Source organism: Kribbella sp. NPDC003505 (assembly GCF_040610875.1).
GTDB lineage: Bacteria > Actinomycetota > Actinomycetes > Propionibacteriales > Kribbellaceae > Kribbella.
Genome location: NZ_JBEXNA010000004.1, coordinates 333694 through 354058, shown reverse-complemented (window position 1 = coordinate 354058; position 20365 = coordinate 333694). Strand labels below are relative to the sequence as shown.

The following is a 20365-nucleotide window of genomic DNA, read 5'->3' as shown; positions in this document are numbered from 1 at the left end:
GGACACGTGGCATTGCGTATCGAGCTCGGAGCCGCCGGCCTCGGCTCGGTGCGGCTGACCAGCGATGCCGTGTGGGAGACCGTCGCGAGCCTGCACGTGCTGACGTTTCCACGGCAGCATGCGATGCACCTGCGGCTGCGCAGCCGCCTCCCGTCCAGCCCCGGCTACGACCTGCCGTTCCTGCTGGCGCTCACGTCCGACCGGCAGTGGTTTCCGGACATCCTCGCGCCCGCGCCGCAGGTCGACCCACCGCATCCGCTGGTCCAGATCGCCGCGCTGCGAGACACCGAGGACGCCGTACTGCGTTCCGACCTGGAGGAGCTGTCCCGGCGTCGGCCGGAGTTCGCGTTCGCGGGCGCCGCGCAGTACGCCGACAAGGTCGCGACGGAGCTGTCGGCGTACTGGCGCGACATGCTCGAGCCGATCTGGGAGCGGGTCGAGGGAGTGGCCATCGACGATCTGGCGTACCACAGCCGGCTGATCGCGCGAGCGGGCGTCGCGCAGGCGGTCAACGAGGTGCACCACGAACTCTCGTACGGCGACGGTGCGCTCACTGTGGCGTTCCATCGGACGAAGGCGACCGTGTCGTGCGGTCCGGAGGGCGTGTGGCTGGTTCCGTCCGCGTTCCGCTGGCCGTGGATCGCCGTCGGGCAGCCGGCGTCGGGGTGCGTGATCAGCTACGCGGCGCGTGGATCGGCACTGGTCTGGGAGCCGAGAGGGACCGCTGGCGAGCCGGACGCACTCTCGGCCCTGCTGGGACGTTCGCGTGCCGCGATCCTGCAGGCCCTGGACCTGCCGAGGACCACGACCTGGCTGGCGCGCCGGATCGGAGTGTCACCCGGCACGGTCAGCGACCATCTGTCGGTGCTGGCGGCGTCCGGGATCGTGGTGTCCCGCCGGGATGGTCGCCAGGTGCTGTACGCGCGGACACCGCTCGGCGCCGATCTCGCCGAGGGTGGGCCCGCCGCCTGGCGGGCCGCACCGTGAGCAGCGTCAGACGGTGTGCTCCTGCTCCAGCAGCGAGTACAGCAGCGAGTCGCGCCAGGCGCCGTTGGTGAAGACGTGGTCGCGGAGGTGGCCCTCGTAGGTGAAGCCGAGGCGTTTGACCACCGCGATCGAGGCCTCGTTCTCGGGGCCGATCGCGGCGGTGACGCGGTGCCGGCCGAGCGGGCCGAAAGCGAAACGCAACAGCACCCGGGCCGCGTCCGTGGCGTACCCGCGGCCCCAGTGGTCGGCGCCGATCGCGTAGCCGAGCTTCGCCGTCCAGGCCGCGCTCGGCGCGATCCGGGCGAACCCGATCACGCGATCGTCGTCCGGCCGGGTCACGGCGAGCATGTAATCGGGACGGTCCTGCTGGGCGGACCGCTGGAGGATGCCGGCCAGGTTCTGCTCGGCCTTGGCCCGGTCGTAGCTGTCGAAGGCCATCCAGGTGGTGACCCGGTCGTCACCGGCGATGGACAGATAGTCGTCGAGATCGGTTGTCCGGAATTCGCGCAGTACGGTCCGTTCGCCGGTGAGCGGATCCATCCGGCTAACGGGGGTAGGTCTGCATCGGGGTCCGGGTGAAGGTCTCGATCTCCTCCTGCAGCTCCCGGGCGTCGTCGGCGCGGCCGGACTGCCGCAGCGCCTGGTGGACCCGGCGCGCCGAGTGCACGACGCCGTTGATCCGGCGCTCGGTCGGCAGCGTCAGCACCGGGGCCAGCGCGTCCGCCGCGCCGTCCAGCTCACCGCTCGCGATCCGGGTGATCGCCATCGCCGCGTGGCTGCCGGCGGCGTCGCCGAAGGCCCACTCCGGGTGGTTCTGGTCGGTGTAGGCGTCGACGGCCTGGCTCGAGTACCGCTCGGCCTGCTCGACCTCACCGGGCAGCCAGGCCAGCGCGTCCGCGGCGTAGTACAGCTGGCGGTTGCGGCCGAAGGTGCACAGGCCGCCCATGTCGTCCAGGTCGTCGTTGTGGACCGAGTTCCACGCCTCCTCGGCGCGCTCCAGCGCGGCCCGGGTGGCCTCCGGGTTGCCGAGCGCGGCCCAGGCGCGGGCCTCGCTGACCGGCAGCCAGACGCTGGTAGTGCTGTTGGCCTGCTCGGCGTAGCCGGCGCCGAGCTGCGCATAGCGCACCGAGTCGTGCGGGTTGCCGGCCCAGTACGAGACGAGGGACTGCAGGCCGCGCACCCAGGCGCGCAGGCCGTGGTGGTCGGCGTTGTCGGCACACATGAACGCGGTCCGCGCCTGGGTCAGCGCGGCGTGCGGGTTGCCGAGGTCGTGGGACGCCTTGGCGAGCAGGCCGCCGGTGACGCCGGCCAGGAAGTAGAGCTGGCGGTGGTGGTCCGGGCGCTGCCGGCTCTCCAGCAGACCGAAGACCAGGTCCTGCGTCTCGACCAGCTGGCCGAGGATCTCCGGCAGTGGACGCTGCGGGTACGCCTGGGCGGCGTGGCGTACGTCGGCGTACACCTGTTCCATGGCCTCGCTTCCGAGACCGGACTGGGCCGCGAGGGCAAACGCCCTCGCGCGGCTGGCAGCCATGTCGAGAACCTCCATCTCATTACCTGTCGTGATCCGTCCACTCGCGGCAGGTGCCGGCACCACCTGGGCGGCCTGTTCCGGCGCATACGGCGCGAGGAGCTCCTCGACCGGCTTGCCGAACATGCGTTGCAGGGTGCGCCGGGTCTGAGGAGTGGTCCCCGCACGCTCGCCCGATGCGAGGCGACGCAGGTGCCGCTCGGTGATGGTTCCACCCAGCTCGACGAACTCGGCGACGATCTCGGAGTAGGTCTGGTTCCGGCGCTGGATCAGGTGCGCCAGGACCGTCTTTGGCGCGTACCTACCCGCCATCGTTCCTCCCGTTCACGTCAGTCAGACGTTGTCTCGACTTGTGCCCCACGACAAGGTGCTGTCCCCCAGATGTCCGCGAGAGGACCGGAAGAGGTCCGGCAAAGGTCCGGTCCAGGTCCTAGAGCGGTCACGTTGGGCTCGTGCACCATTACTGCCATGACAACCAGTAAGTCCAACTGGTTGCAAGGGCTGAGAGTTACGGGGTGAGAGGTTGTGACCATCGCGGAAATGACGTCGAGGCAGCACCGGCGCAGAGTCCGGGTCTGGTTCGGCGAGCACGTGATCGCGCAGTACGTCGCGGAGGCGCCCCTGGCAGCCCGCTACGAACAGGCGATGCGGCGCCGTTTCGCCGGTCTCAAGGTGACCAACGACCTGCTCGGCCCGGCCGACCCGACCGACTGAAGCACCTGATCGCTTCCGGGTCCTCCTCAGACCCGGTCCGCTGCGCCCTGGAGTCTCCTCACGTTCAGGGGCAGCGCTTGGAAGGTCCGGAGCACTCCTCAGCTCCGGACCGCACCGCCCACCTGACCCGGCTGGGCTTGGCGGCTGAGTTCCCTGTATCGCCGCCGCCCAGCCGCTCCAACCCACCTCCTGGCCGACACCTCGGGCCAGGCAGGGCCGAGTGTCCTGGGCGGTAGGACACCGGAGGCTCCCGACACCTCACCGGGAACCTCCCCCTTGAGGTGGTCGGCTCCGAGTGTGACCGTCGCGCCTGGGCGGTCACACCCGGAGCCTCCTCATGTCAGATTGCCGGCCATCCGCCGAAGCACGTCGACCGTCACCAGGTACTCCGCCTCCGAGATCCCCGCAGTCACCCGCCGCCGCTGCTCCTGCACCTTCTCGGACAGCCTCCGCAGCGCGTCCTCACCCGCGGCGGTCAGCGTCTCGCGGACCAACCATCCGCGCCGGACCAGTGGCTGCATAACCGCAGCCAGCTCCGCCTCCCCACTGAGGAACGGCGCCAGCGCTGCCGCGATCGCTCCGCTCACGCCTCCGCCGGGCGCGCTCGCACCGTCCTGGCTGCTCGCCCCCGCGCCACCTCTCAGTGTGCCGCCTGCCGCTGCGTTGAGCGCCTGCCATTGGCGCCGGGTCAGCCCGTCGGCTGCGAGCAGCTGCTCGAACGACTGCTCCAGCAGGCGGTCGACTTCTTTCAGCCACCAGCCGATAGGCTTGTTGTCACCGGACATATACATGTCAAAGAGCATATGGTTGGAGCCGGACATGGACAACCCCGACCCGGTCGCCGCGGTAGAAGCGGCGATGATCGCGATCCGCCGGCGGCAGACCCGCCGTACGTTCGCCGTCCAGTCCGGCGGACCCGACCCGGTCCAGGAGGTCCTCGACGCGATCGAGGCGGCCGAGCCCGACCCGCTCGGCGTCAACGGCATCGCCGCGGCCCTCGGCGTCGACCAGCCCCGCGCGAGCAAACTCGTCGCCGCCGCGGTCTCCGCGGGCCTGGTCCGCCGCGAGGCCGACCAGGCGGACGGCCGCCGCACCAACCTCGCCCTCACCGCGGACGGCAGGTCCCAACTGGACACCGTCCACGCCTTCCGCCGGGACCGCTTCGCCGCCGCGATGGAAGACTGGACGCACGACGAACGAAACGACTTCGCCGCCCTCCTGACCCGCTTCGTCACCGCCCTGGACCGCTAGATGTCCGCTTCCGGTCCGCGGCGCGGACCAAAACCGGCAGGCTTGAACAGAAGCTGGAGACCGTGGACAGGCAATAGCCTGTTCAAGGTCACCTTCAGGTGATCACCGGTCCGTGACGTAGACCGCAAACGGCGCGTCGGGTACGACGGCCGAGGCGTTGGCGTTCCAGCCCTCCGCGCGGATCTCCCCGGCGTACTCCATGCCCAGGCGCCGCATCACCGCCTGGGAGGCCGTGTTTATCCGCTCGGTGAAAGCGATGACTGATGAGGCGTTCAACGTGCTGAAGGCGTAGTCGAGGCCGGCGCGGCCGATCTCGGTGGCGAGGCCGCGGCCACGGTACGGCTCGGTGAGCGCCCAGCCGAGCTCGAGCCGGTCAGTGGCCCAGTCCGCGCCGACCAGACCGGCGATCGCCGCGGCCACCGGCGCGTCAGCGGGAATCCGGGACAGCCCGCCCGCCCGGCCGCCTCGCCGGTCGCCAGGTCGTAGGCGATCCACTTGCCGGCAGCGTCCCGTTCCCAGCCCGCCTGATGCTCAGCGACCCGCGCGGCCGCCTGCTCCGCCGACAGCGTCTCGTCGTACCAGCGGGCCACCCACGGGTCCTGATAGATCCGCTGAAGGTCCGCCGCATGTCCGGGAACCACGCCGTTCGGACCGGTCATCGGCTCGAGCTGCAGGCGGTCCGTGAACCGTGTCCGGACAGTGTGTGCGACCAGGTCCCGCAGTCGCCGGTCGCCGTCGGTCCGGTTCACCATCAGCAGGTCCAGGTCGTACGGCCCGGCCCAGGCGGACGCGTCGTGCTTGCCGGCTTCGAGGCGCGGCCGGCCAAGGTCGCCGTCGACGGTGACGAGGTAGTCGACCTCCCGCCGTACCCGGCCCTGCCACTCCCATTCCCAGTCCGCGACGGTCCAGACGATGTCGCGGACCTTCCAGCCGGTCTCCTCTTCGACCTCGCGCGCCAGCGCCTGCTCCGGAGTCTCACCAACCTCAAGGTGCCCGCCGACGATGTCCCAGATCCCGGGCAGCAACCGCCGTTCCGCCGTACGCCGCTGCAGATAGACGCGATGCTGCTCGTCCCGGATCAAGGCCCCCACACAGTCGACCGCGCGCATACAGCCAACCTAGGGCATGTCTGATAATCCAGCGCCTACTGCGGGGCAACTCGGCACGGCACCTCCTCGCGACGGCGCTGGATTATCAGACATGCCCTAATCCCGGAGGGGGCGCTCCGTGATGCGGTTCGGCATGAAGAGCACGGCGACGACCAGGAGGAGTGCGGCCGCGGCGGCGCCGTAGTACACGTCGTGGACAGCGGGCGCGAGGACCTCGGCCGGCACCTTCTCCAGGTCTGCGTGGTCGTCGCCGAGGCGCGCGGCGACCACGCCGTTCGCCACCGCGCCGAAGACCGCGACCCCGACCGCGCTGCCGACCGAGCGGGAGAACATGTTCGCGCCGGTCACCACGCCGCGCGTCTGCCAGTCGACCGACGACTGCGCCGCGACGACCGACGGAGAGGCGGAGAAGCCGAGCCCGACCCCGATCACGAAGCACGCCGCGGCGAGGTGCAGGACCGAACTCCCGGACCCGACCGTGAGCAGCACGCCGGACCCGAGGACGACGATCAACGAGCCCATCAGCATCGTCGTACGGAACCCGACCCGCAGGTAGATCCGCCCGGCGAACGACGCCGCGATCGGCCAGCCGAGCGTCATCGCGGCGAGCGCGAACCCGGCGACGAGGGCCGACGTACCGAGGACGCTCTGCGCGAACAGCGGCACGTACGTCGACAGCCCGATCATCAGCAAGCCGATCAGCAGCGCGGCCGAGTTCGCCGAGTTCAGCACCCGCTGACGCAGCACCCACAGCGGCAGGATCGGCTCGGCCGCCCGCCGCTCGACGAACACGAAGCCCACCAGCAGGACGACGGCCGCGGCCAGGATCACGATGCTCGCCGGCGAGTCCCAGTCCCACATCACGCCGCCCTCGAGCAACCCGAGGAGCAGCAGCGAACCGCCGACCGCGAGCAGGATCGCGCCGCTGTAGTCGATCCGGTGGCTGGTCTTGTCCGCGACCTTCTCCTCGAACCGGCGAACCAGCACCCAGGCGGCCGCGATCCCGAGCGGGATGTTCACGAAGAAGATCCACCGCCAGGAGATGAAGTCCGAGAACACGCCGCCGAGCGTCGGGCCGACGAACGACGAGATCCCCCAGACGCTGGCGATGTAGCCCTGCACCTTGGCGCGCTCCGCGACCGTGTAGATGTCGCCGACGATCGTCATGCCGATCGGCTGGATCGCGCCCGCGCCGAGCCCCTGCACGAGCCGGAACGCGATCAGCGCCGGCATACTCCAGGCGAACCCGCACAGCACCGACCCGAGCACGAACAGCCCGACGCCGAGCAGCATGATCGGCTTGCGGCCGCGCTGGTCCGCGAGCTTGCCGTAGATCGGCACCGACACGGCCTGTGCGAGCAGGTAGATCGAGAACAGCCAGGGGAACTGGGTGAACCCGCCGAGGTCGGCGACCACGGACGGTACGGCGGTGGCCAGGATCGTCGCGTCGATCGCGACCAGTCCGATGCTCAGCATCACCGCGAGCAGGATCGGACCTCGCTCCGACCGGAGCCCCACGCTCGTCCGGTCGATCCGCTCGGTAGTCATATCACCAACCAATGTATGTGAGCCGACAACTGTTCCCCACTGGTGGACCGCCCACTGGACCTCCGTCCGTACGACGAAGCAGCGGGGGCGACTGCAAGGCCCGGAGGTTAGGGTTCTGGTTGTCCGCCGTGGAACAGGAGTGCTCATGCCAGCGATCACCGTCGACTACTCGCACCCGGTCGAGGACGCCCTCGACGTCGACGGGTTCACCCGCGCACTGCACGAGGCCGTCGTCGAGATCGCCGCCGCCAAACCCGAGGCCTGCAAGACCATGATCAGGTACGACAATCTGTCGGCCTACGGGTACGAACACAGGGCGGACGCAGGGCACGCTCTGGTGCAGGTGACGATCGGCCTGCTGCCCGGTCGCACCGACGAGGTGAAGGCGCGGCTGACCGAGGCCACGCTGGAGCTGCTGGGCAAGTTCATCCCGCCGCAGGACGGCGTCACACTGCACGCCTCTGCCGAGGTGCGCGAGCTCGACGCCTCGTACCGGAAGTTCGACCGCTAGGGCATGCCCTAGCTGTACTGATCAGGCGGGTTCGTTGATGGCGTAGCCGATCAAGGTGCTGCACAGGACCAGCGCGATCAGCGTGCTGAGCGCCAGCCGCAGCGACGTGTGCTCCGCGATGGCGCCGAGGACCGGCGTGGCCACGCCGCCGATGCTGACCGCCAGGCCGAGTGTCATACCGCCCGCCGTACCGACGCGTCCGGGCAGGAAGTCCTGGCCGAGTGTCACGTGCAGCGAGAACGGGATCGACATCGCGATCGCGGTCGCGGCGAGGAACCCGAAGAACGCCGGTCCCGGAACGAACACCAGGCAGGCGATCGCGGGGACGGCGACGGCGTACGACGTGCGCAGTGTGCGGACCCGGCCGTAGCGCGTGGCGAGCCGGCCGCCCAGGAGGGTGCCGAGCGCGCCGGCGGCGAAGAGCACGAACAGCGCGACGCCGCCGGTCGTCGTACCGCCGCCGACCCGCTGGCCGGCGTACAGCGCGATGAACGTCCCGAGGCCGACGAACACGATCGAGCGGCAGATCATGATCAGCGACAGCCGCAGGAACGACGGCCAGTCGTCCGTGCCTCCACTCCGGCCGCGGGCTGTCGTGACGGCGACGCGCGAGCGGATCGCCCACGGGGTGATCGCGGCGCCGAGAACAGCTGGTACGACGAGCAGCGGCGTCAGCGACAGCCCGCCCGTCGCGATGATCGGTGTGACGAGGACCGGCGCCAGCGCGAAGCCGACGTTCCCGCCGACCGAGAACCAGCTCATCCCGACATGGCTGCCGCCGCTCGCGATCCGGGCCAGGCGGGCTGCCTCCGGGTGGTACGCCGCGACGCCGAGGCCCGACAGCGCCGCCGCCAGCCAGATCAGCCAGTAATCGTGCCCGACGCCGATCAGGGCGATGCCGAGTCCTGCGGTGGTCATCGCAACCGGGATCAGCCAGGTCAGCGGACGGCGATCGGTGAGAACGCCGAAGACCGGCTGCACGACCGAGGACAGCAGCGTCGCGGCGAGGGTGACGCCGGACACCGCGACGTACCCGAGGCCGCGCTCGGCGACCAGGAACGGTACGAGCGCCGGGACACAGCCCTGATAGATGTCCACGCACGCGTGGCCGGTGGCCATCAGTCCGATCGGTCTCTTCACCCGTCGATCGTCACCGCCGGGTGGCGTGTCCGGCTTCCGATAAAATGCCAACTGATGCCGGAAACCCGCCAACGTCCCGCGACCACCGGCCGACGCCCGATCGTGGCCGGCGGCGGCATCGAGCCGCACTGGCACGACCGGAACCAGATCGTGTACGCCGGCCGCGGGGTCCTCTCCGTCACCACCGACGCCGGCACGTGGGTAGCCCCCGCCACCCGAGCCATCTGGATCCCCGCCGGCACCCTCCACCAACACCGCGCCTACGGCGAAACAACCCTCCACACCGTAGGTCTCATAGAAAACCCCCTAGCCCTGACCACCCCGTCGGCCCTTGTAGTCAGCCCCCTCCTCAGAGAACTCATCCTCACGTACACATCAGATGAGGAAGCCGTCCCAGCCGCCTCCGGCGGCGGCACCAGACGCGGCGGGGCCTCCACGGACGGCGATGCCGCGGGGCGCCGCGGGGCTGCCGGGGACGGCGAGGGCCCCGGGCCCCGTGAGGGCGCTGGGCGCCGCGATGCCGCCGGCCCCGGCGAAGGCGGTGGACCTGGTCAAGGCGCGAAGGGCCTTGAGACTGGTGAGCGTGAGCGGTTGCGGCGTGTGTTGCTGGACCAGTTGCGACGGTCGGCTCAGCGGCCGACCTACTTGCCTGCGCCGCGGGACGCGCGGCTTGTGGCGGTGTGTGGGATGGTGCGGGCGGATCCGGCGGACGGGCGGACGCTGGCTGAGTTCGGGCGGGAGGCGGGGGCAAGTGAGCGGACACTGAGTCGGCTGTGCCGTGCTGAGCTGGGGATGAGCTTTCCGCAGTGGCGGACGCAGTTGCGGTTGCATGAGGCGTTGGTGTTGCTGGCGGACGGGGAGTCCGTGACGCGGGTGGCGCACGCGACCGGCTGGGCGTCGACGAGTGCGTTCATCGACACCTTCAAGAGCGCCTTCGGTCACACCCCCGGGTCGCGCAGAGCCTGATCGAGGATGCGGCTCCACTGCCGCACGATGCCCCGCCGCCGCGCACTGTCGTCGGTCAGCAGATCAGCCAGCCCCAGACCACGCGCCATGTCGAGCACACCCTGCACGGTCTCCCGCACTCCAGGGGTCCGCTCGCTCACCTCGAGGACGTCGAGCAGCGCTCGGTGCGCCTGCCGCCCGACGTGTGCCTCCAGCCGCACGATCTGCTGCCGCAACGCCTCCTCCGTCGACGCCGCCACCCACAGATGCAGCGCGGCCCGGAACAGCGGCCCGGTGTACACGTCGGCCAGCATCCCGACGATCGCCTCGGTCCGCCCCGCCCCGCTCGGCAGCGCGGCGGCCTGGGCGCGGATCTCCGCCAGCCGCACCTCCGTCATGTACTCCACTGCCGCCGCGAACAGGTCCGCCCGGGTCGGGAAGTGGTGTTGCGCCGCACCCCGCGACACTCCGGCCCGCGCCGCGACGACCGCTACCGTCGTCGCGGCGTACCCGACCTCGGCCAGCGAGTCGACCGCAGCCTCCAGCAGCCGCTGCCGGGTCGCCCGCGACCGATCCTGCTGGGGCGCTTTCAGCGCCTCACTCACGCGCGGCCTCACGCGCCCGCAGTTCACGCCGCAAGATCTTCCCCGACGCGGCCTTCGGCACCGCGTCGATGAACTCCACCTGCCGGATCTTCTTGTACGGCGCCACCCGCGCCGCGACGTACTCGATCACGTCCTCGGCGGTCAACGACACCCCCGGCATCGGCACCACGAACGCCTTCGGCACTTCGTTGCCCTCCGCCTCGACCCCGATGACGGCCGCGTCGGCGATCCGGTCGTCGGTGAGCAGCACGGCCTCCAGCTCCGCCGGCGGCACCTGGTACCCGTGGTACTTGATCAGCTCCTTCACCCGATCCACGACGTACAGATAACCCCGCGCGTCCATCCGCCCGATGTCACCGGTGTGCAGCCAGCCGTCGCGGTCGATCGTCGCGTCGGTCTCGGCGGGCCGGCCGAGGTACCCCTTCATCACCTGCGGCCCGCGGATCCAGATCTCACCCTCGTCCGCGTCCTCGCCGTCCGCACCGACCAGCCGCATCTCCGTCGAGGGGAACAGCTTGCCGACCGCACCCGGCGGCGGCTCCGGGTCGTCCTGCGGTACGGCGTGCGTGCCCGGCGACAGCTCGGTCATCCCGTAGGCCTGCGTCACCGCGTGCAGACCGAGCCGCTTCGCGCACGCCTCGGCCAGCTCGCCGTCCAACGGCGCCGCGGCCGACATCACGTGCTGCAGCGCGGACAGGTCGAACGAGTCGACGGCCGGGTGCTTCGCCAGTGCCAGAACCACCGGCGGTGCGACGAACGCCCGCGTGATCCGCTGGTCCTGGAGCGTGGTCAGGAACTGCTCCAGGTCGAACTTCGGCAGTACCACGACCGTGATGCCGAGCCGCAGCGGCAGATTCATCAGGACGGTCAGCCCGTAGATGTGGAAGAACGGCAGGATCGCGATGACCCGCTCGTCCTCGCCCAGCTTGATCGTGGCCTCGGCCTGCGCGATGTTCGTCGCGATGTTCCGGTGCGTCAGCATCACGCCCTTGGCCGCGCCGGTGGTCCCGCTCGAGTAGGGCAGCACCGCGACGTCCGCCGCCGGATCGATCGTCACCGACGGCTCGGGAGCGGTGGAGGCGAACAGCTCCTGGATCGACCGGTACCCCTCGGCCTGGTCGCAGACGAAGATCTGCCCGACGTCGGTGCCCTCGACCGCGGCGGTCGCGACCGGCAGGAACAGCGAAATCGTCACCAGCAACTTCGCCTTCGAGTCGATCAACTGCTTGTGCAACTCGTCCGCGGTGTAGAGCGCGTTCACCGTGGTCACGGTCGCGCCGGCGCGCGTGGCGCCGTAGAACACCACCGGGTACAGGATCGTGTTCGGGCTGTACAGCGCGATCACGTCGCCGTGCTGTACGCCGAGCTCTGCCAGGCCGGCCGCGACCCGCCGGGTCAGGTGGTCCAGTTGGGCGTAGCTGAGTTCCTTGCCGGTGACGCCGTCGACCATCGCCGGCCGGTCGCCGTACTCCTGGGCTCTGCCGAGCACGGCGTCGTGGATCGGGAGGTCGAGCACCTCGACAGGCGGGAATTCGCTGGTGATGATCATCGGCCCAGGCCTTTCTCAGTAGGACTTCGGCAACCCGAGGCTGTGCTGTGCGACGAAGTTCAGGATCATCTCCCGGCTGACCGGGGCGATCCGGGTCGCGCGTGCGGCCGCGACCAGTGACGCAACGCCGTACTCGACAGTCATACCGTTCCCGCCGAGCGATTGCACTGCCTGATCGGTGGCTCGTACGGCGACCTCGCCGGCCGCGTACTTCGCCATGTTCGCGGCCTCGCCCGCGGCCAGGTCGTCGCCCGCGTCGTACAACGCCGCCGCCTTCTGCAGCATCAGCCGGGCCAGCTCGAGCTCGATCTTGATCTGCGCCAGCGGATGCGCGATCCCCTGGTGCGCACCGATCGGCTGCTTCCACACCTGGCGTTGTTTGACGTACGCCGTCGCCTTGCCGAGCGCGTGCCGAGCGATCCCGATCGCGAACGCGGACGCCATGATCCGCTCGGGGTTGAGGCCCGCGAACAGCTGCATGAGCGCCGCGTCCTCGGACCCGACGAGCGCTTCGCGCGGCAGTCGGACGTCGTCCAGGAACAACGCGTACTGCTTGTCCGGGCTGATCAGGTCCATCTCGATCTGCCGGAACTCCACGCCCGGCGCGTCGGTCGGGACGATGAACAGGGCCGGTTTCAGCTTGCCGGTGCGGGCGTCTTCGGTGCGGCCGACGACCAGGACGGCCTTCGCGACGTCCAGCCCGGAGATGTACACCTTGCGCCCGGTCAGCGACCAGCCGTCGTCGGTCCGGCGGGCCGTGGTGGTGATCTGGTGCGAGTTCGAGCCGGCGTCCGGTTCGGTGATCGCGAACGCCATGATCGTCGTACCGTCGGCGAGGCCCGGCAGCCAGTGCTGCTTCTGGTCGTCGGTGCCGAAGCGGGAGATCACCGTGCCGCAGATCGACGGCGACACGACCATCATCAGCAGCGGGCAGCCGGCCGCGCCGAGCTCCTCGAGGACGATCGACAGGTCGGCCATGCCGCCGCCACCGCCGCCGTACTCCTCGGGAAGGTTCACGCCGAGGAACCCGAGCTTGCCGGCCTCGAGCCACAGCTCGGTGATGTGACCGCCGGTCCTGGCCTGCCGGTTGAACCACTCGTAGCCGTATTTCTTCCCGAGCTCGCCGACGACCCTTCGCAGCTCGCGACGTTCGTCGGATTCCACGTAGCTCATCGGCGTCCTCGCTTCGCTCCGGGCGCCGATGAGGCACGAATCGCGCTGTGCTTTCTGATGAACTCGCTGCGCTCGTTCATGCGTCCTCCCCAACCACGGCCAGTACGGCGCCGACCTCGACCTGTTGTCCTGCTGCCACCGTCAACTCACCGACGACGCCGTCCGCCGGGGCGGCGATCGTGTGCTCCATCTTCATCGCCTCCAGCCAGAGCAGCGGCTGTCCTTGTTTCACCACGTCACCGACCGCGACGCCGACCCGGATCACGGTCCCCGGCATGGGCGCCACCAACGACCCGGCGACGACCTGATCGGCCGGATCGACGAACCGCTCGACCGGCCGCAGCGTCACGCTGCCGAGCGCCGAGTCCACACACACGAGCCCGCCGTACGTCGCGACGTCGAACGCCCTGCGCACACCGTCGACTTCGAGCGCGACCCTCCCGGGTTCCAGGGAGATCAGCGCGGTGTTGCCGTCGACAACCAATCCGTCCCGGGTCAGCCGATACTCGACCTCGACGACGTCGTCGCCGAACCGATAGCTCTTCCGCTGCGGCTGCGACACCAGATTCCGCCACCCGCTGGGCACCCGCACCGGCGTACGTCGTCCCGCCGCATCCGCCAGCGCCGCCGCCAACGCCGACGCCCGCACCACCGAGTCGCCGACCGTCGTGCCGAGCCCGTGCGTGTCGAAGAACGCGGTGTCGGTGTCGCCGGCGAGGAACGCCGGATGCCGGAGGATCCACCCGAGCAGGTCCCGGTTGGTGCCGACGCCGTGGATCGTCGCCCGCTCCAGTACCCCGGCCAGCCGCCGCGCGACCGCGGCCCGATCGGCCCCGTACGCGATCACCTTCGCGAGCATCGGGTCGTAGTACGGCGAGACTTCCGACCCGTCGACCACCCCGGAATCGACCCGCAACCCCTCCTGCTGCTCCAGCGTGAAGCGGTGCAGCACTCCGGTCTGCGGGTGCCATTCGTGCTGGGGATCCTCGGCGTACAACCGGACCTCGATCGCATGCCCGACCGTGGGCGGCGGCTCAGGTGGTAGCTGCTCACCGGACGCGACGGCGAGCTGCAGCTCGACCAGGTCGAGCCCGGTCGTCTCCTCGGTCACCGGATGCTCCACCTGCAGCCGCGTGTTCATCTCGAGAAAGTAGAAGTTCCCGTCCTCGTCGGCGAGGAACTCGACCGTCCCGGCGCCGGTGTAGTTGATCGCCGCGGCCGCCTTCCGCGCGGCGTCGAACAACTCGGCGCGCATCGCCGGGATGCGGTCGACGAGCGGCGACGGGGCTTCCTCGACGACCTTCTGGTGCCGGCGCTGAATCGAGCACTCCCGTTCGCCGACAGCCCAGATCGTCCCGTGCCGATCCGCCATGATCTGTACTTCGATGTGCCGCCCCGTCGCGAGATACCGCTCGCAGAACACCGTCCCGTCCCCGAACGCCGACAACGCCTCGGCCGACGCCGCGTCGATCTCGGCGGCGAGGTCCTCCAGCCGCGACACCACCCGCATCCCGCGTCCGCCACCGCCTGCCGACGCCTTCACCAGCACCGGCAGATCGTCGGCGGACACCTCGGCCGGCGTGAGCTCGGCCAGCACCGGCACCCCGGCCGCCGCCATCAGCTTCTTCGCCTCGATCTTCGACCCCATCGACGAGATCGCGTCCACGGGCGGACCGATCCAGGTCAGCCCCGCGTCGATCACCGCCTGCGCGAACGCGGCGTTCTCCGACAGGAACCCGTAGCCGGGATGGACGGCGTCCGCACCGGCCCGCAACGCCGCCTCGACGATCAGCTCGGCCCGCAGATAGGTCTCGCCCGGTGTGTTCCCGGGCAGGTGAACGGCCGCATCGGCCTCGTCCACGAACGGCATCCGCGCGTCGGCGCTCGAATACACCGCCACCGTGGACAGGCCGAGCGATCGGGCCGTGCGGAAGATCCGGCGGGCGATCTCGCCGCGGTTGGCGACCAGTACCGAAGAGATCATGCGCGTCACATCCTGAAGACGCCGAAGGACGAGGTGCCTTCGACCGGGGCGGAGTGGATGGCGGACAGGCAGATGCCGAGCACGGTTCTAGTGTCGCGGGGATCGATGACGCCGTCGTCGTACAGCCGGCCGGACAGGAACATCGGCAGCGACTCCGCCTCGATCTGCCCTTCGACGTACGCGCGCATCTGCCGGTCGGCCTGCTCGTCGTACGGCTGCCCCTTCGCGTCGGCGGCCGCCCGCGCGACGATCGACAGCACACCGGCCAGCTGCTGCGGTCCCATCACCGCCGACTTCGCCGACGGCCACGCGAACAGGAACCGCGGATCGAACGCGCGGCCGCACATCCCGTAGTGCCCGGCGCCGTACGACGCGCCCATCAGGATCGAGATGTGCGGGACCTTCGAGTTCGAGACCGCGTTGATCATCTGCGCGCCGTGCTTGATGATGCCGCCCTGCTCGTACTCCTGCCCGACCATGTAGCCGGTCGTGTTGTGCAGGAAGATCAGCGGCGTGTTCGCACGGTTCGCCAACTGGATGAACTGCGCCGCCTTCTGCGACTCCGCGCTGAACAGCACGCCGCGCGCGTTCGCCAGGATCCCCACCGGGTAGCCGTGCACCGACGCCCAGCCGGTCGCCAGCGAGGACCCGTACAGCGGCTTGAACTCGTCGAACACCGACCCGTCGACCACCCGCGCGATCACGTCCCGCGGATCGAACGGAATCTTCAGGTCACCCGGCACGATGTCCAGCAGGTCGTCCGCGCCGAAGTGCGGTTCGTCGTACGACGGGGCGGCCGGCGGACCGAGTTTGCGCCAGTTCAGCCGGGACACGATCTGCCGCCCGAGCCGGATCGCGTCGGGTTCGTCCACCGCGAAGTAGTCGGCCAGGCCGGACTGCCGCGCGTGCATCGACGCACCGCCGAGCGACTCGTCGTCCGCGTCCTCGCCGGTCGCCATCTTCACCAGCGGCGGCCCGGCCAGGAACACCTTCGCGCCGCCGTCGACCATCACGACGTAGTCGCTCATCCCCGGGATGTACGCGCCGCCCGCGGTCGAGTTGCCAAACACCAGCGCGATCGTCGGGATCCCCTCGGACGACAACCGGGTCAGGTTCCGGAACATCGCGCCGCCGGGGATGAAGATCTCCTTCTGCGTCGGCAGGTCCGCGCCGCCGGACTCGACCAGGCTGATCACCGGCAGCCGGTTCGCCCGCGCGATCTCGTCCGCGCGCAAGGCCTTCTTCAGGGTCCAGGGGTTGCTGGATCCGCCTTTGACGGTCGGATCGTTGGCGGTGATCAGGCATTCGACGCCCTCGACCACGCCGATACCGGTGACCAGGCTGGCGCCGACGGTGAAGTCGGATCCCCAGCCGGCCAGCGGCGACAGCTCGAGGAAGTACGAGTCCGGGTCGAGCAGCAGCTCGATCCGCTCGCGGGCCAGCAACTTCCCGCGCTGGTGGTGCCGGTCGACGTACTTCTCGCCGCCGCCCGCCAACGCCTTCGCGTGCTCCCGCTCCAAATCGGCCAACTTCCCCAACATCGCCGCCCGATGAGCGCTTGCGTCCGAAGAAGTGGCGGGGGGTGCCGCCACTACTTCGGACGTAACGGAGTTGTTCATGTGAACCCCAGTCGTTTCGCCGCCAAGTTCGTCAGGATCTCGGTGGTGCCGCCGCCGATGGCGAGGATCTTCTGGTCGCGGTACTGGCGTTCCACCTCGGCCTCGCGCATGTACCCGAGGCCGCCGTGCAGCTGCAGCGCCTGGTCACAGACCCACTGCCCCGCCGCGACCGCGGTGTTCTTGGCGAAACAGGTCTCAGCGATCACGTCCTCGCCCGCGTCCGCGCGCCGCGCCACGTCGCGTACGTAGACCCGCGCCACGTCCACCCGCCGCGCCATCTCGGTCAGCGTGTGCTGCACCGTCTGCCGAGAAATCAACGGCCGCCCGAAGGTCTCGCGCTGACGGCACCACTCGACGGTCAGATCAAGCGCCCGCTGAGCCCCCGCATAGGCCTGCACAGCCAACGTCAATCGCTCCGCAACGAAGTTCACGGCCAGCTGGACGAACCCACTGCCAGGCGCGCCGATCAGGTTGCGCGCCGGCACCCGCACGTTGTCGAACGACAGTTCGGCCGTGTCGGAGCACAGCCAGCCCATCTTCTCCAGCCGCCGCGACACCTCGAACCCGGCCTCGATCACCAGCAGACTGATGCCGTGCGCTCCCGGGCCGTCGGTGCGGACAGCCGTCGTCACGAAATCCGCACGGCACCCCGACGTGATGAAGGTCTTCGCGCCGTTCACCACGAACACGTCGCCTTCGCGCCGCGCCGTCGTACGAAGTGACGCCACGTCCGACCCGCCGCCCGGCTCCGTGATCGCCAGCGCCCCGATCATCTCGCCGGCCAACGTCGGCCGAACCCACCGCTCGATCTGCTCTTCGTCGCCGCTGGCAACGATGTGCGGAAGTGCGATTCCGCAGGTCAGGAGCGCGGCCACGAGGCCGCCGGAGCCGCCCGCGTAGTGCATCTCCTCCACGACGTCGATCGCGTCGAGCAGCGATCCGCCGCCCCCGCCGACCGCTTCCGGGAATCCGACGCCCAGCAACCCGACAGCGCCGGCCTTCTTGTGCAGCTCCCGCGGCAGTTCGCCGTCCCGCTCCCACTGGTCCAGCTGCGGCAGCACCTCCGCCGCCATGAACCGCCGTACAGACTCCCGGAAGTCGTTCACAACAGCACCTCCGGCACGTCGACGTACCGCGACCGCAGCCACTCGCCGAGCGCCTTCGCCTGCGGATCGAACCGCGCCTGCGCCGCGACGCCCTCACCCAGCAGACCCTCGACCACGAAGTTCAGCGCCCACAGGTTCGGAAGCAGGTAGCGCGTGACTCTCAGCGGCCGCGTCTCCGGCAGCAGCGTCTGGAACAGCTCGACCGTGAGAGAGTGCGCGAGCCAGCGCCAAGCCTTCTCGTCGCGGACCCAGACGCCGACGTTCGCGTCGCCGCCCTTGTCACCCGAGCGCGCGCCGGCGATCCGGCCGAGCGGGACCTCGCGAGTGCGCGGCGGTCCGCTGGACAGCTGCAGCAGCGGCATCGGGGCCTCGATGTCGTCGACCGGACGCAGCGGCCGCGTCTCGAGCGCGGGTTCGACGACCTGCCGCGATCCGTCGGGCAGGACGACGACGTGCTGCACCTCGTGGATATCGACGTACCCGGCGCGGAAGACGCCGTACGGCGAACCGTCGCCGGGCGGCGCGGTGACATGGAAGCCGGGATAGCTCGCCAGCGCCAGCTCGATCGCGGCGCTGCTGAACGCGCGACCAACGACCTTCGGGTCCGGATCCTTGACCGCGCACCGGAGGAAGACGCTGGCCTCCTCCTCGGACTCGGCGTTCGGCTTCTCGGTCCAGGCCAGCGTCCACGTCAGCTCGGCCGGCCGCTTCGGCAGCGCCTGCTCGAGCTGCTGCTGCACGAGCTCGGCCTTCTGCTCCAACTGCAGCCCGGTGAGGACGAAGTCGACCTCGTTGCGGAAACCGCCGACGCTGTTCAGCGAGACCTTGTACGTCGGCGGCGGCGCTTCGCCGCGGACCCCGGAGATCCGAACGCGGTCGGGGCCGTCGGCGGCGAGCTCGATCGTGTCGAGGCGGGTCGTGACGTCGGGTCCGGCGTACCGGGCGTCGGCGACCTCGTAGAGCAGCTGTGCCTTGACCGTGTCGATCGTGACCGCGCCGCCGGTGTTGTCGTGCTTGGTGATCACGCTGCTGCCGTCCGCGTGGATCTCCGCGATCGGGAACCCGGGCCGCCCGAAGTCGCGGATCTCGGTGAAGAACGCGTAGTTCCCGCCGGTCGCCTGACAACCGCACTCGATCACGTGCCCGGCGACGACCGCCCCGGCGAGTTCGTCGTACTGCGTCCGCTTCCAGCCGTGGTGGGCCGCGGCCGGGCCGACGATCACGGACGCGTCGGTGACCCGCCCGGTCACCACCACGTCCGCACCGGCCTGCAGCGCCTCGGCGATACCCCAGGCGCCTAGGTACGCATTGGCGGTCAACGGCGCGCCCAGCCCCAGCTCCTGCGCGCGGTCGACGAGATCGTCGCCTTCGACGTACGCGATCTTCGGATGCAATCCGAGCCGCTCCGCCAGGTCGGTGATCGCCGCGGCGAGCCCCGACGGGTTGAGACCGCCCGCGTTGCTGACGATCTTCACGCCCCGGTCGAGCGCCTCGCCCAGCCCGGTCTCGAGCTGCTTGAGGAACGTCTTCGCATAACCCAGGCCCGGGTCCTTCATCCGGTCCCGCCCGAGGATGAGCATCGTCAGCTCGGCCAGGTAATCGCCCGTCAGCACATCCAGCGGCCCGCCGGTCAGCATCTCCTGCACCGCGCCGAACCGGTCGCCGTAGAACCCGGACGCATTACCGATCCGCAGCGCCTCGGTCATCCGAACTGCCCCGCGCGACGTCCCTTCCCCGGCAATCCGGCGAAGGCCTGGATGATCCCCAACCACTCCTCGGCGTCCGCACCCTCAGCTCGCACCGCAAGGTCGTCCCGGTGCCGGCGCTGCGTCGCGAGCAGGCAGAAGTCGAGGGCCGGCGCGGTCACCCGCTGCGCCGCATCCTCAGGACCCCAGGTCCACACGTCACCGTCCGGGCCGGTCAGTTCGACACGGAACGGCTCGGCGGGCGGCTTGCGGTCGTTGAGCAGGTACGCGAAGTCCCGCGTGCGGACCGCGAGATGCGCGACGTGCCGCAGCCGGTTCGACGGCTGGCGTTGTACGCCGAGGGCGTCGAACACGTCCTGCCCATGGGCCCACGTCTCCATCAGACGCGCCGTCGCCATGGAGGTCGGACTCATCGGCGGCCCGTACCACAGCACCTTCTCGCCCGGCGGCACCTTCTTCAGCGCCTCGGCGACCTCGGCCCGGGTCTCTCGCCAGTAGGTCAGCAGCTGGTCCGGCGGCAACGCGGCAGTCTCCGCGGCGCCGTCGTCGACGTACGTCGTGGGGCTCGCTGCGGCCGTCTGCAGCGACGCCTTGAACGCCTCGGGGTCGGTCACGGCCAGCTGTGTCGCCTCGTCGGTCCAGGTCAGATGAGCGATCTGATGCGCGATCGTCCACCCCTCGGCCGGCGTAGGCGTAGCCCACTCCTCCGCGGCGAGGCCACCCACCAACCGATCCAGCTCAGCACTCTCGGCCCAAAGATCCGCCAGCACTTCGTCCAGTTGCACGCCACACTCCCTCGCGAGCCGCCGTCCAGCCGAGCGTCCCACGCCCCACAAAAAGAATCAAGCGTGCTTGTTTTCAGCAACCCGCGCCCCTTCCGCCGAGTCGTG

The 20365-nt window shown here is 70.0% G+C and carries 18 protein-coding genes and 3 pseudogenes; 6 read left to right on the top strand and 15 right to left on the bottom strand.

Annotated elements, in window-relative coordinates; genetic code table 11:
* Nucleotides 1-6 precede the first annotated feature (6 nt).
* On the top strand, nucleotides 7-987 hold the full coding sequence (locus ABZX12_RS15455) for a winged helix-turn-helix domain-containing protein (protein ID WP_355693528.1): 981 nt from the start codon (nucleotides 7-9) through the stop codon (nucleotides 985-987).
* Nucleotides 988-993: 6 nt separating this feature from the next.
* Here the strand turns inward: ABZX12_RS15455 and ABZX12_RS15450 are convergent, their stop codons facing one another.
* Together ABZX12_RS15450 and ABZX12_RS15445 are read right to left on the bottom strand one after the other, a co-directional pair.
* Nucleotides 994-1527, bottom strand: coding sequence for a GNAT family protein (locus ABZX12_RS15450; protein WP_355693526.1), 534 nt, complete (start codon nucleotides 1525-1527; stop codon nucleotides 994-996).
* Between the two features lie 4 nt (nucleotides 1528-1531).
* Nucleotides 1532-2827, bottom strand: a complete 1296-nt coding sequence (locus tag ABZX12_RS15445; RefSeq protein ID WP_355693525.1) for an XRE family transcriptional regulator — start codon at nucleotides 2825-2827, stop codon at nucleotides 1532-1534.
* A 228-nt stretch (nucleotides 2828-3055) separates the two neighbouring features.
* On the opposite strand from ABZX12_RS15445, the gene ABZX12_RS15440 reads away from it, so the two are divergent.
* Nucleotides 3056-3229, top strand: a complete 174-nt coding sequence (locus ABZX12_RS15440; protein WP_355693523.1) for a hypothetical protein — start codon at nucleotides 3056-3058, stop codon at nucleotides 3227-3229.
* Between the two features lie 335 nt (nucleotides 3230-3564).
* Here the strand turns inward: ABZX12_RS15440 and ABZX12_RS15435 are convergent, their stop codons facing one another.
* The gene (locus ABZX12_RS15435; protein ID WP_355693521.1) at nucleotides 3565-4020 is read right to left on the bottom strand and encodes a hypothetical protein; all 456 of its coding nucleotides are present in this window, start codon (nucleotides 4018-4020) and stop codon (nucleotides 3565-3567) included.
* A gap of 28 nt (nucleotides 4021-4048) precedes the next feature.
* Here ABZX12_RS15435 and ABZX12_RS15430 point away from each other — a divergent pair, with 28 nt between their 5' ends.
* Nucleotides 4049-4480, top strand: coding sequence for a MarR family winged helix-turn-helix transcriptional regulator (locus ABZX12_RS15430; RefSeq protein ID WP_355693519.1), 432 nt, complete (start codon nucleotides 4049-4051; stop codon nucleotides 4478-4480).
* A gap of 255 nt (nucleotides 4481-4735) precedes the next feature.
* On the opposite strand, the pseudogene ABZX12_RS15425 reads toward ABZX12_RS15430, so the two are convergent.
* The 3 genes and pseudogenes from ABZX12_RS15425 to ABZX12_RS15415 form a co-directional block, all read right to left on the bottom strand.
* Nucleotides 4736-4900, bottom strand: a pseudogene (locus ABZX12_RS15425) (GNAT family N-acetyltransferase); the annotation flags it as partial.
* A gap of 395 nt (nucleotides 4901-5295) precedes the next feature.
* Nucleotides 5296-5589 (bottom strand): annotated as a pseudogene (locus ABZX12_RS15420) (NUDIX domain-containing protein); the annotation flags it as partial.
* A gap of 96 nt (nucleotides 5590-5685) precedes the next feature.
* A complete protein-coding gene (locus tag ABZX12_RS15415; RefSeq protein ID WP_355693517.1) occupies nucleotides 5686-7137 on the bottom strand; it encodes an MDR family MFS transporter in 1452 nt (483 codons plus the stop codon).
* Nucleotides 7138-7282: 145 nt separating this feature from the next.
* On the opposite strand from ABZX12_RS15415, the gene ABZX12_RS15410 reads away from it, so the two are divergent.
* On the top strand, nucleotides 7283-7648 hold the full coding sequence (locus ABZX12_RS15410) for a hypothetical protein (protein WP_355693515.1): 366 nt from the start codon (nucleotides 7283-7285) through the stop codon (nucleotides 7646-7648).
* 21 nt (nucleotides 7649-7669) lie between these two features.
* On the opposite strand, the gene ABZX12_RS15405 is transcribed toward ABZX12_RS15410, so the two are convergent.
* A complete protein-coding gene (locus ABZX12_RS15405; protein WP_355693513.1) occupies nucleotides 7670-8788 on the bottom strand; it encodes an MFS transporter in 1119 nt (372 codons plus the stop codon).
* 54 nt (nucleotides 8789-8842) lie between these two features.
* Between ABZX12_RS15405 and ABZX12_RS15400 the strand changes: the two are divergent.
* Together ABZX12_RS15400 and ABZX12_RS15395 are read left to right on the top strand one after the other, a co-directional pair.
* Nucleotides 8843-9043: pseudogene (locus tag ABZX12_RS15400) on the top strand (AraC family ligand binding domain-containing protein); the annotation flags it as partial.
* Between the two features lie 537 nt (nucleotides 9044-9580).
* Nucleotides 9581-9754, top strand: coding sequence for a helix-turn-helix domain-containing protein (locus ABZX12_RS15395; RefSeq protein ID WP_355694290.1), 174 nt, complete (start codon nucleotides 9581-9583; stop codon nucleotides 9752-9754).
* Here the strand turns inward: ABZX12_RS15395 and ABZX12_RS15390 are convergent.
* The 8 genes from ABZX12_RS15390 to ABZX12_RS15355 all read right to left on the bottom strand — a co-directional run bounded on the left by ABZX12_RS15390 (nucleotide 9727) and on the right by ABZX12_RS15355 (nucleotide 20260).
* A complete protein-coding gene (locus ABZX12_RS15390; RefSeq protein WP_355693511.1) occupies nucleotides 9727-10338 on the bottom strand; it encodes a TetR/AcrR family transcriptional regulator in 612 nt (203 codons plus the stop codon). The two genes, ABZX12_RS15395 and ABZX12_RS15390, sit on opposite strands and share 28 nt — an antisense overlap.
* Complete coding sequence (locus ABZX12_RS15385) at nucleotides 10331-11887, bottom strand: AMP-binding protein (RefSeq protein ID WP_355693509.1); 1557 nt, start codon at nucleotides 11885-11887, stop codon at nucleotides 10331-10333. The genes ABZX12_RS15390 and ABZX12_RS15385 overlap by 8 nt, the downstream gene beginning before the upstream one ends.
* 15 nt (nucleotides 11888-11902) lie before the next feature.
* Entirely contained in the window at nucleotides 11903-13060 is a 1158-nt protein-coding gene (locus ABZX12_RS15380; RefSeq protein WP_355693508.1) for an acyl-CoA dehydrogenase family protein, read from the bottom strand.
* Nucleotides 13061-13136: 76 nt separating this feature from the next.
* The gene (locus ABZX12_RS15375; RefSeq protein ID WP_355693506.1) at nucleotides 13137-15044 is read right to left on the bottom strand and encodes a biotin carboxylase N-terminal domain-containing protein; all 1908 of its coding nucleotides are present in this window, start codon (nucleotides 15042-15044) and stop codon (nucleotides 13137-13139) included.
* 5 nt (nucleotides 15045-15049) lie between these two features.
* Entirely contained in the window at nucleotides 15050-16585 is a 1536-nt protein-coding gene (locus ABZX12_RS15370; RefSeq protein WP_355693504.1) for a carboxyl transferase domain-containing protein, read from the bottom strand.
* A 74-nt stretch (nucleotides 16586-16659) separates the two neighbouring features.
* The gene (locus ABZX12_RS15365; RefSeq protein WP_355693502.1) at nucleotides 16660-17769 is read right to left on the bottom strand and encodes an acyl-CoA dehydrogenase family protein; all 1110 of its coding nucleotides are present in this window, start codon (nucleotides 17767-17769) and stop codon (nucleotides 16660-16662) included.
* Nucleotides 17766-19475: an acyclic terpene utilization AtuA family protein gene (locus tag ABZX12_RS15360; protein WP_355693500.1), complete on the bottom strand. Its 1710-nt coding sequence runs from the start codon at nucleotides 19473-19475 to the stop codon at nucleotides 17766-17768. Before ABZX12_RS15360 ends, ABZX12_RS15365 begins: the two co-directional genes overlap by 4 nt.
* On the bottom strand, nucleotides 19472-20260 hold the full coding sequence (locus tag ABZX12_RS15355) for a TIGR03084 family metal-binding protein (protein WP_355693498.1): 789 nt from the start codon (nucleotides 20258-20260) through the stop codon (nucleotides 19472-19474). The genes ABZX12_RS15360 and ABZX12_RS15355 overlap by 4 nt, the downstream gene beginning before the upstream one ends.
* Between the last annotated feature and the right edge of the window lie 105 nt (nucleotides 20261-20365).

Coding starts and splice junctions, on each gene's coding strand:
- ABZX12_RS15450 (WP_355693526.1), bottom strand. CDS start 1,527: ATGGATCCGCTCACCGGCGAACGGACCGTACTGCGCGAATTCCGGACA.
- ABZX12_RS15445 (WP_355693525.1), bottom strand. CDS start 2,827: ATGGCGGGTAGGTACGCGCCAAAGACGGTCCTGGCGCACCTGATCCAG.
- ABZX12_RS15440 (WP_355693523.1), top strand. CDS start 3,056: ATGACGTCGAGGCAGCACCGGCGCAGAGTCCGGGTCTGGTTCGGCGAG.
- ABZX12_RS15435 (WP_355693521.1), bottom strand. CDS start 4,020: ATGTATATGTCCGGTGACAACAAGCCTATCGGCTGGTGGCTGAAAGAA.
- ABZX12_RS15430 (WP_355693519.1), top strand. CDS start 4,049: ATGGACAACCCCGACCCGGTCGCCGCGGTAGAAGCGGCGATGATCGCG.
- ABZX12_RS15415 (WP_355693517.1), bottom strand. CDS start 7,137: ATGACTACCGAGCGGATCGACCGGACGAGCGTGGGGCTCCGGTCGGAG.
- ABZX12_RS15410 (WP_355693515.1), top strand. CDS start 7,283: ATGCCAGCGATCACCGTCGACTACTCGCACCCGGTCGAGGACGCCCTC.
- ABZX12_RS15395 (WP_355694290.1), top strand. CDS start 9,581: ATGAGCTTTCCGCAGTGGCGGACGCAGTTGCGGTTGCATGAGGCGTTG.
- ABZX12_RS15385 (WP_355693509.1), bottom strand. CDS start 11,887: ATGATCATCACCAGCGAATTCCCGCCTGTCGAGGTGCTCGACCTCCCG.
- ABZX12_RS15380 (WP_355693508.1), bottom strand. CDS start 13,060: ATGAGCTACGTGGAATCCGACGAACGTCGCGAGCTGCGAAGGGTCGTC.
- ABZX12_RS15375 (WP_355693506.1), bottom strand. CDS start 15,044: ATGATCTCTTCGGTACTGGTCGCCAACCGCGGCGAGATCGCCCGCCGG.
- ABZX12_RS15370 (WP_355693504.1), bottom strand. CDS start 16,585: ATGTTGGGGAAGTTGGCCGATTTGGAGCGGGAGCACGCGAAGGCGTTG.
- ABZX12_RS15360 (WP_355693500.1), bottom strand. CDS start 19,475: ATGACCGAGGCGCTGCGGATCGGTAATGCGTCCGGGTTCTACGGCGAC.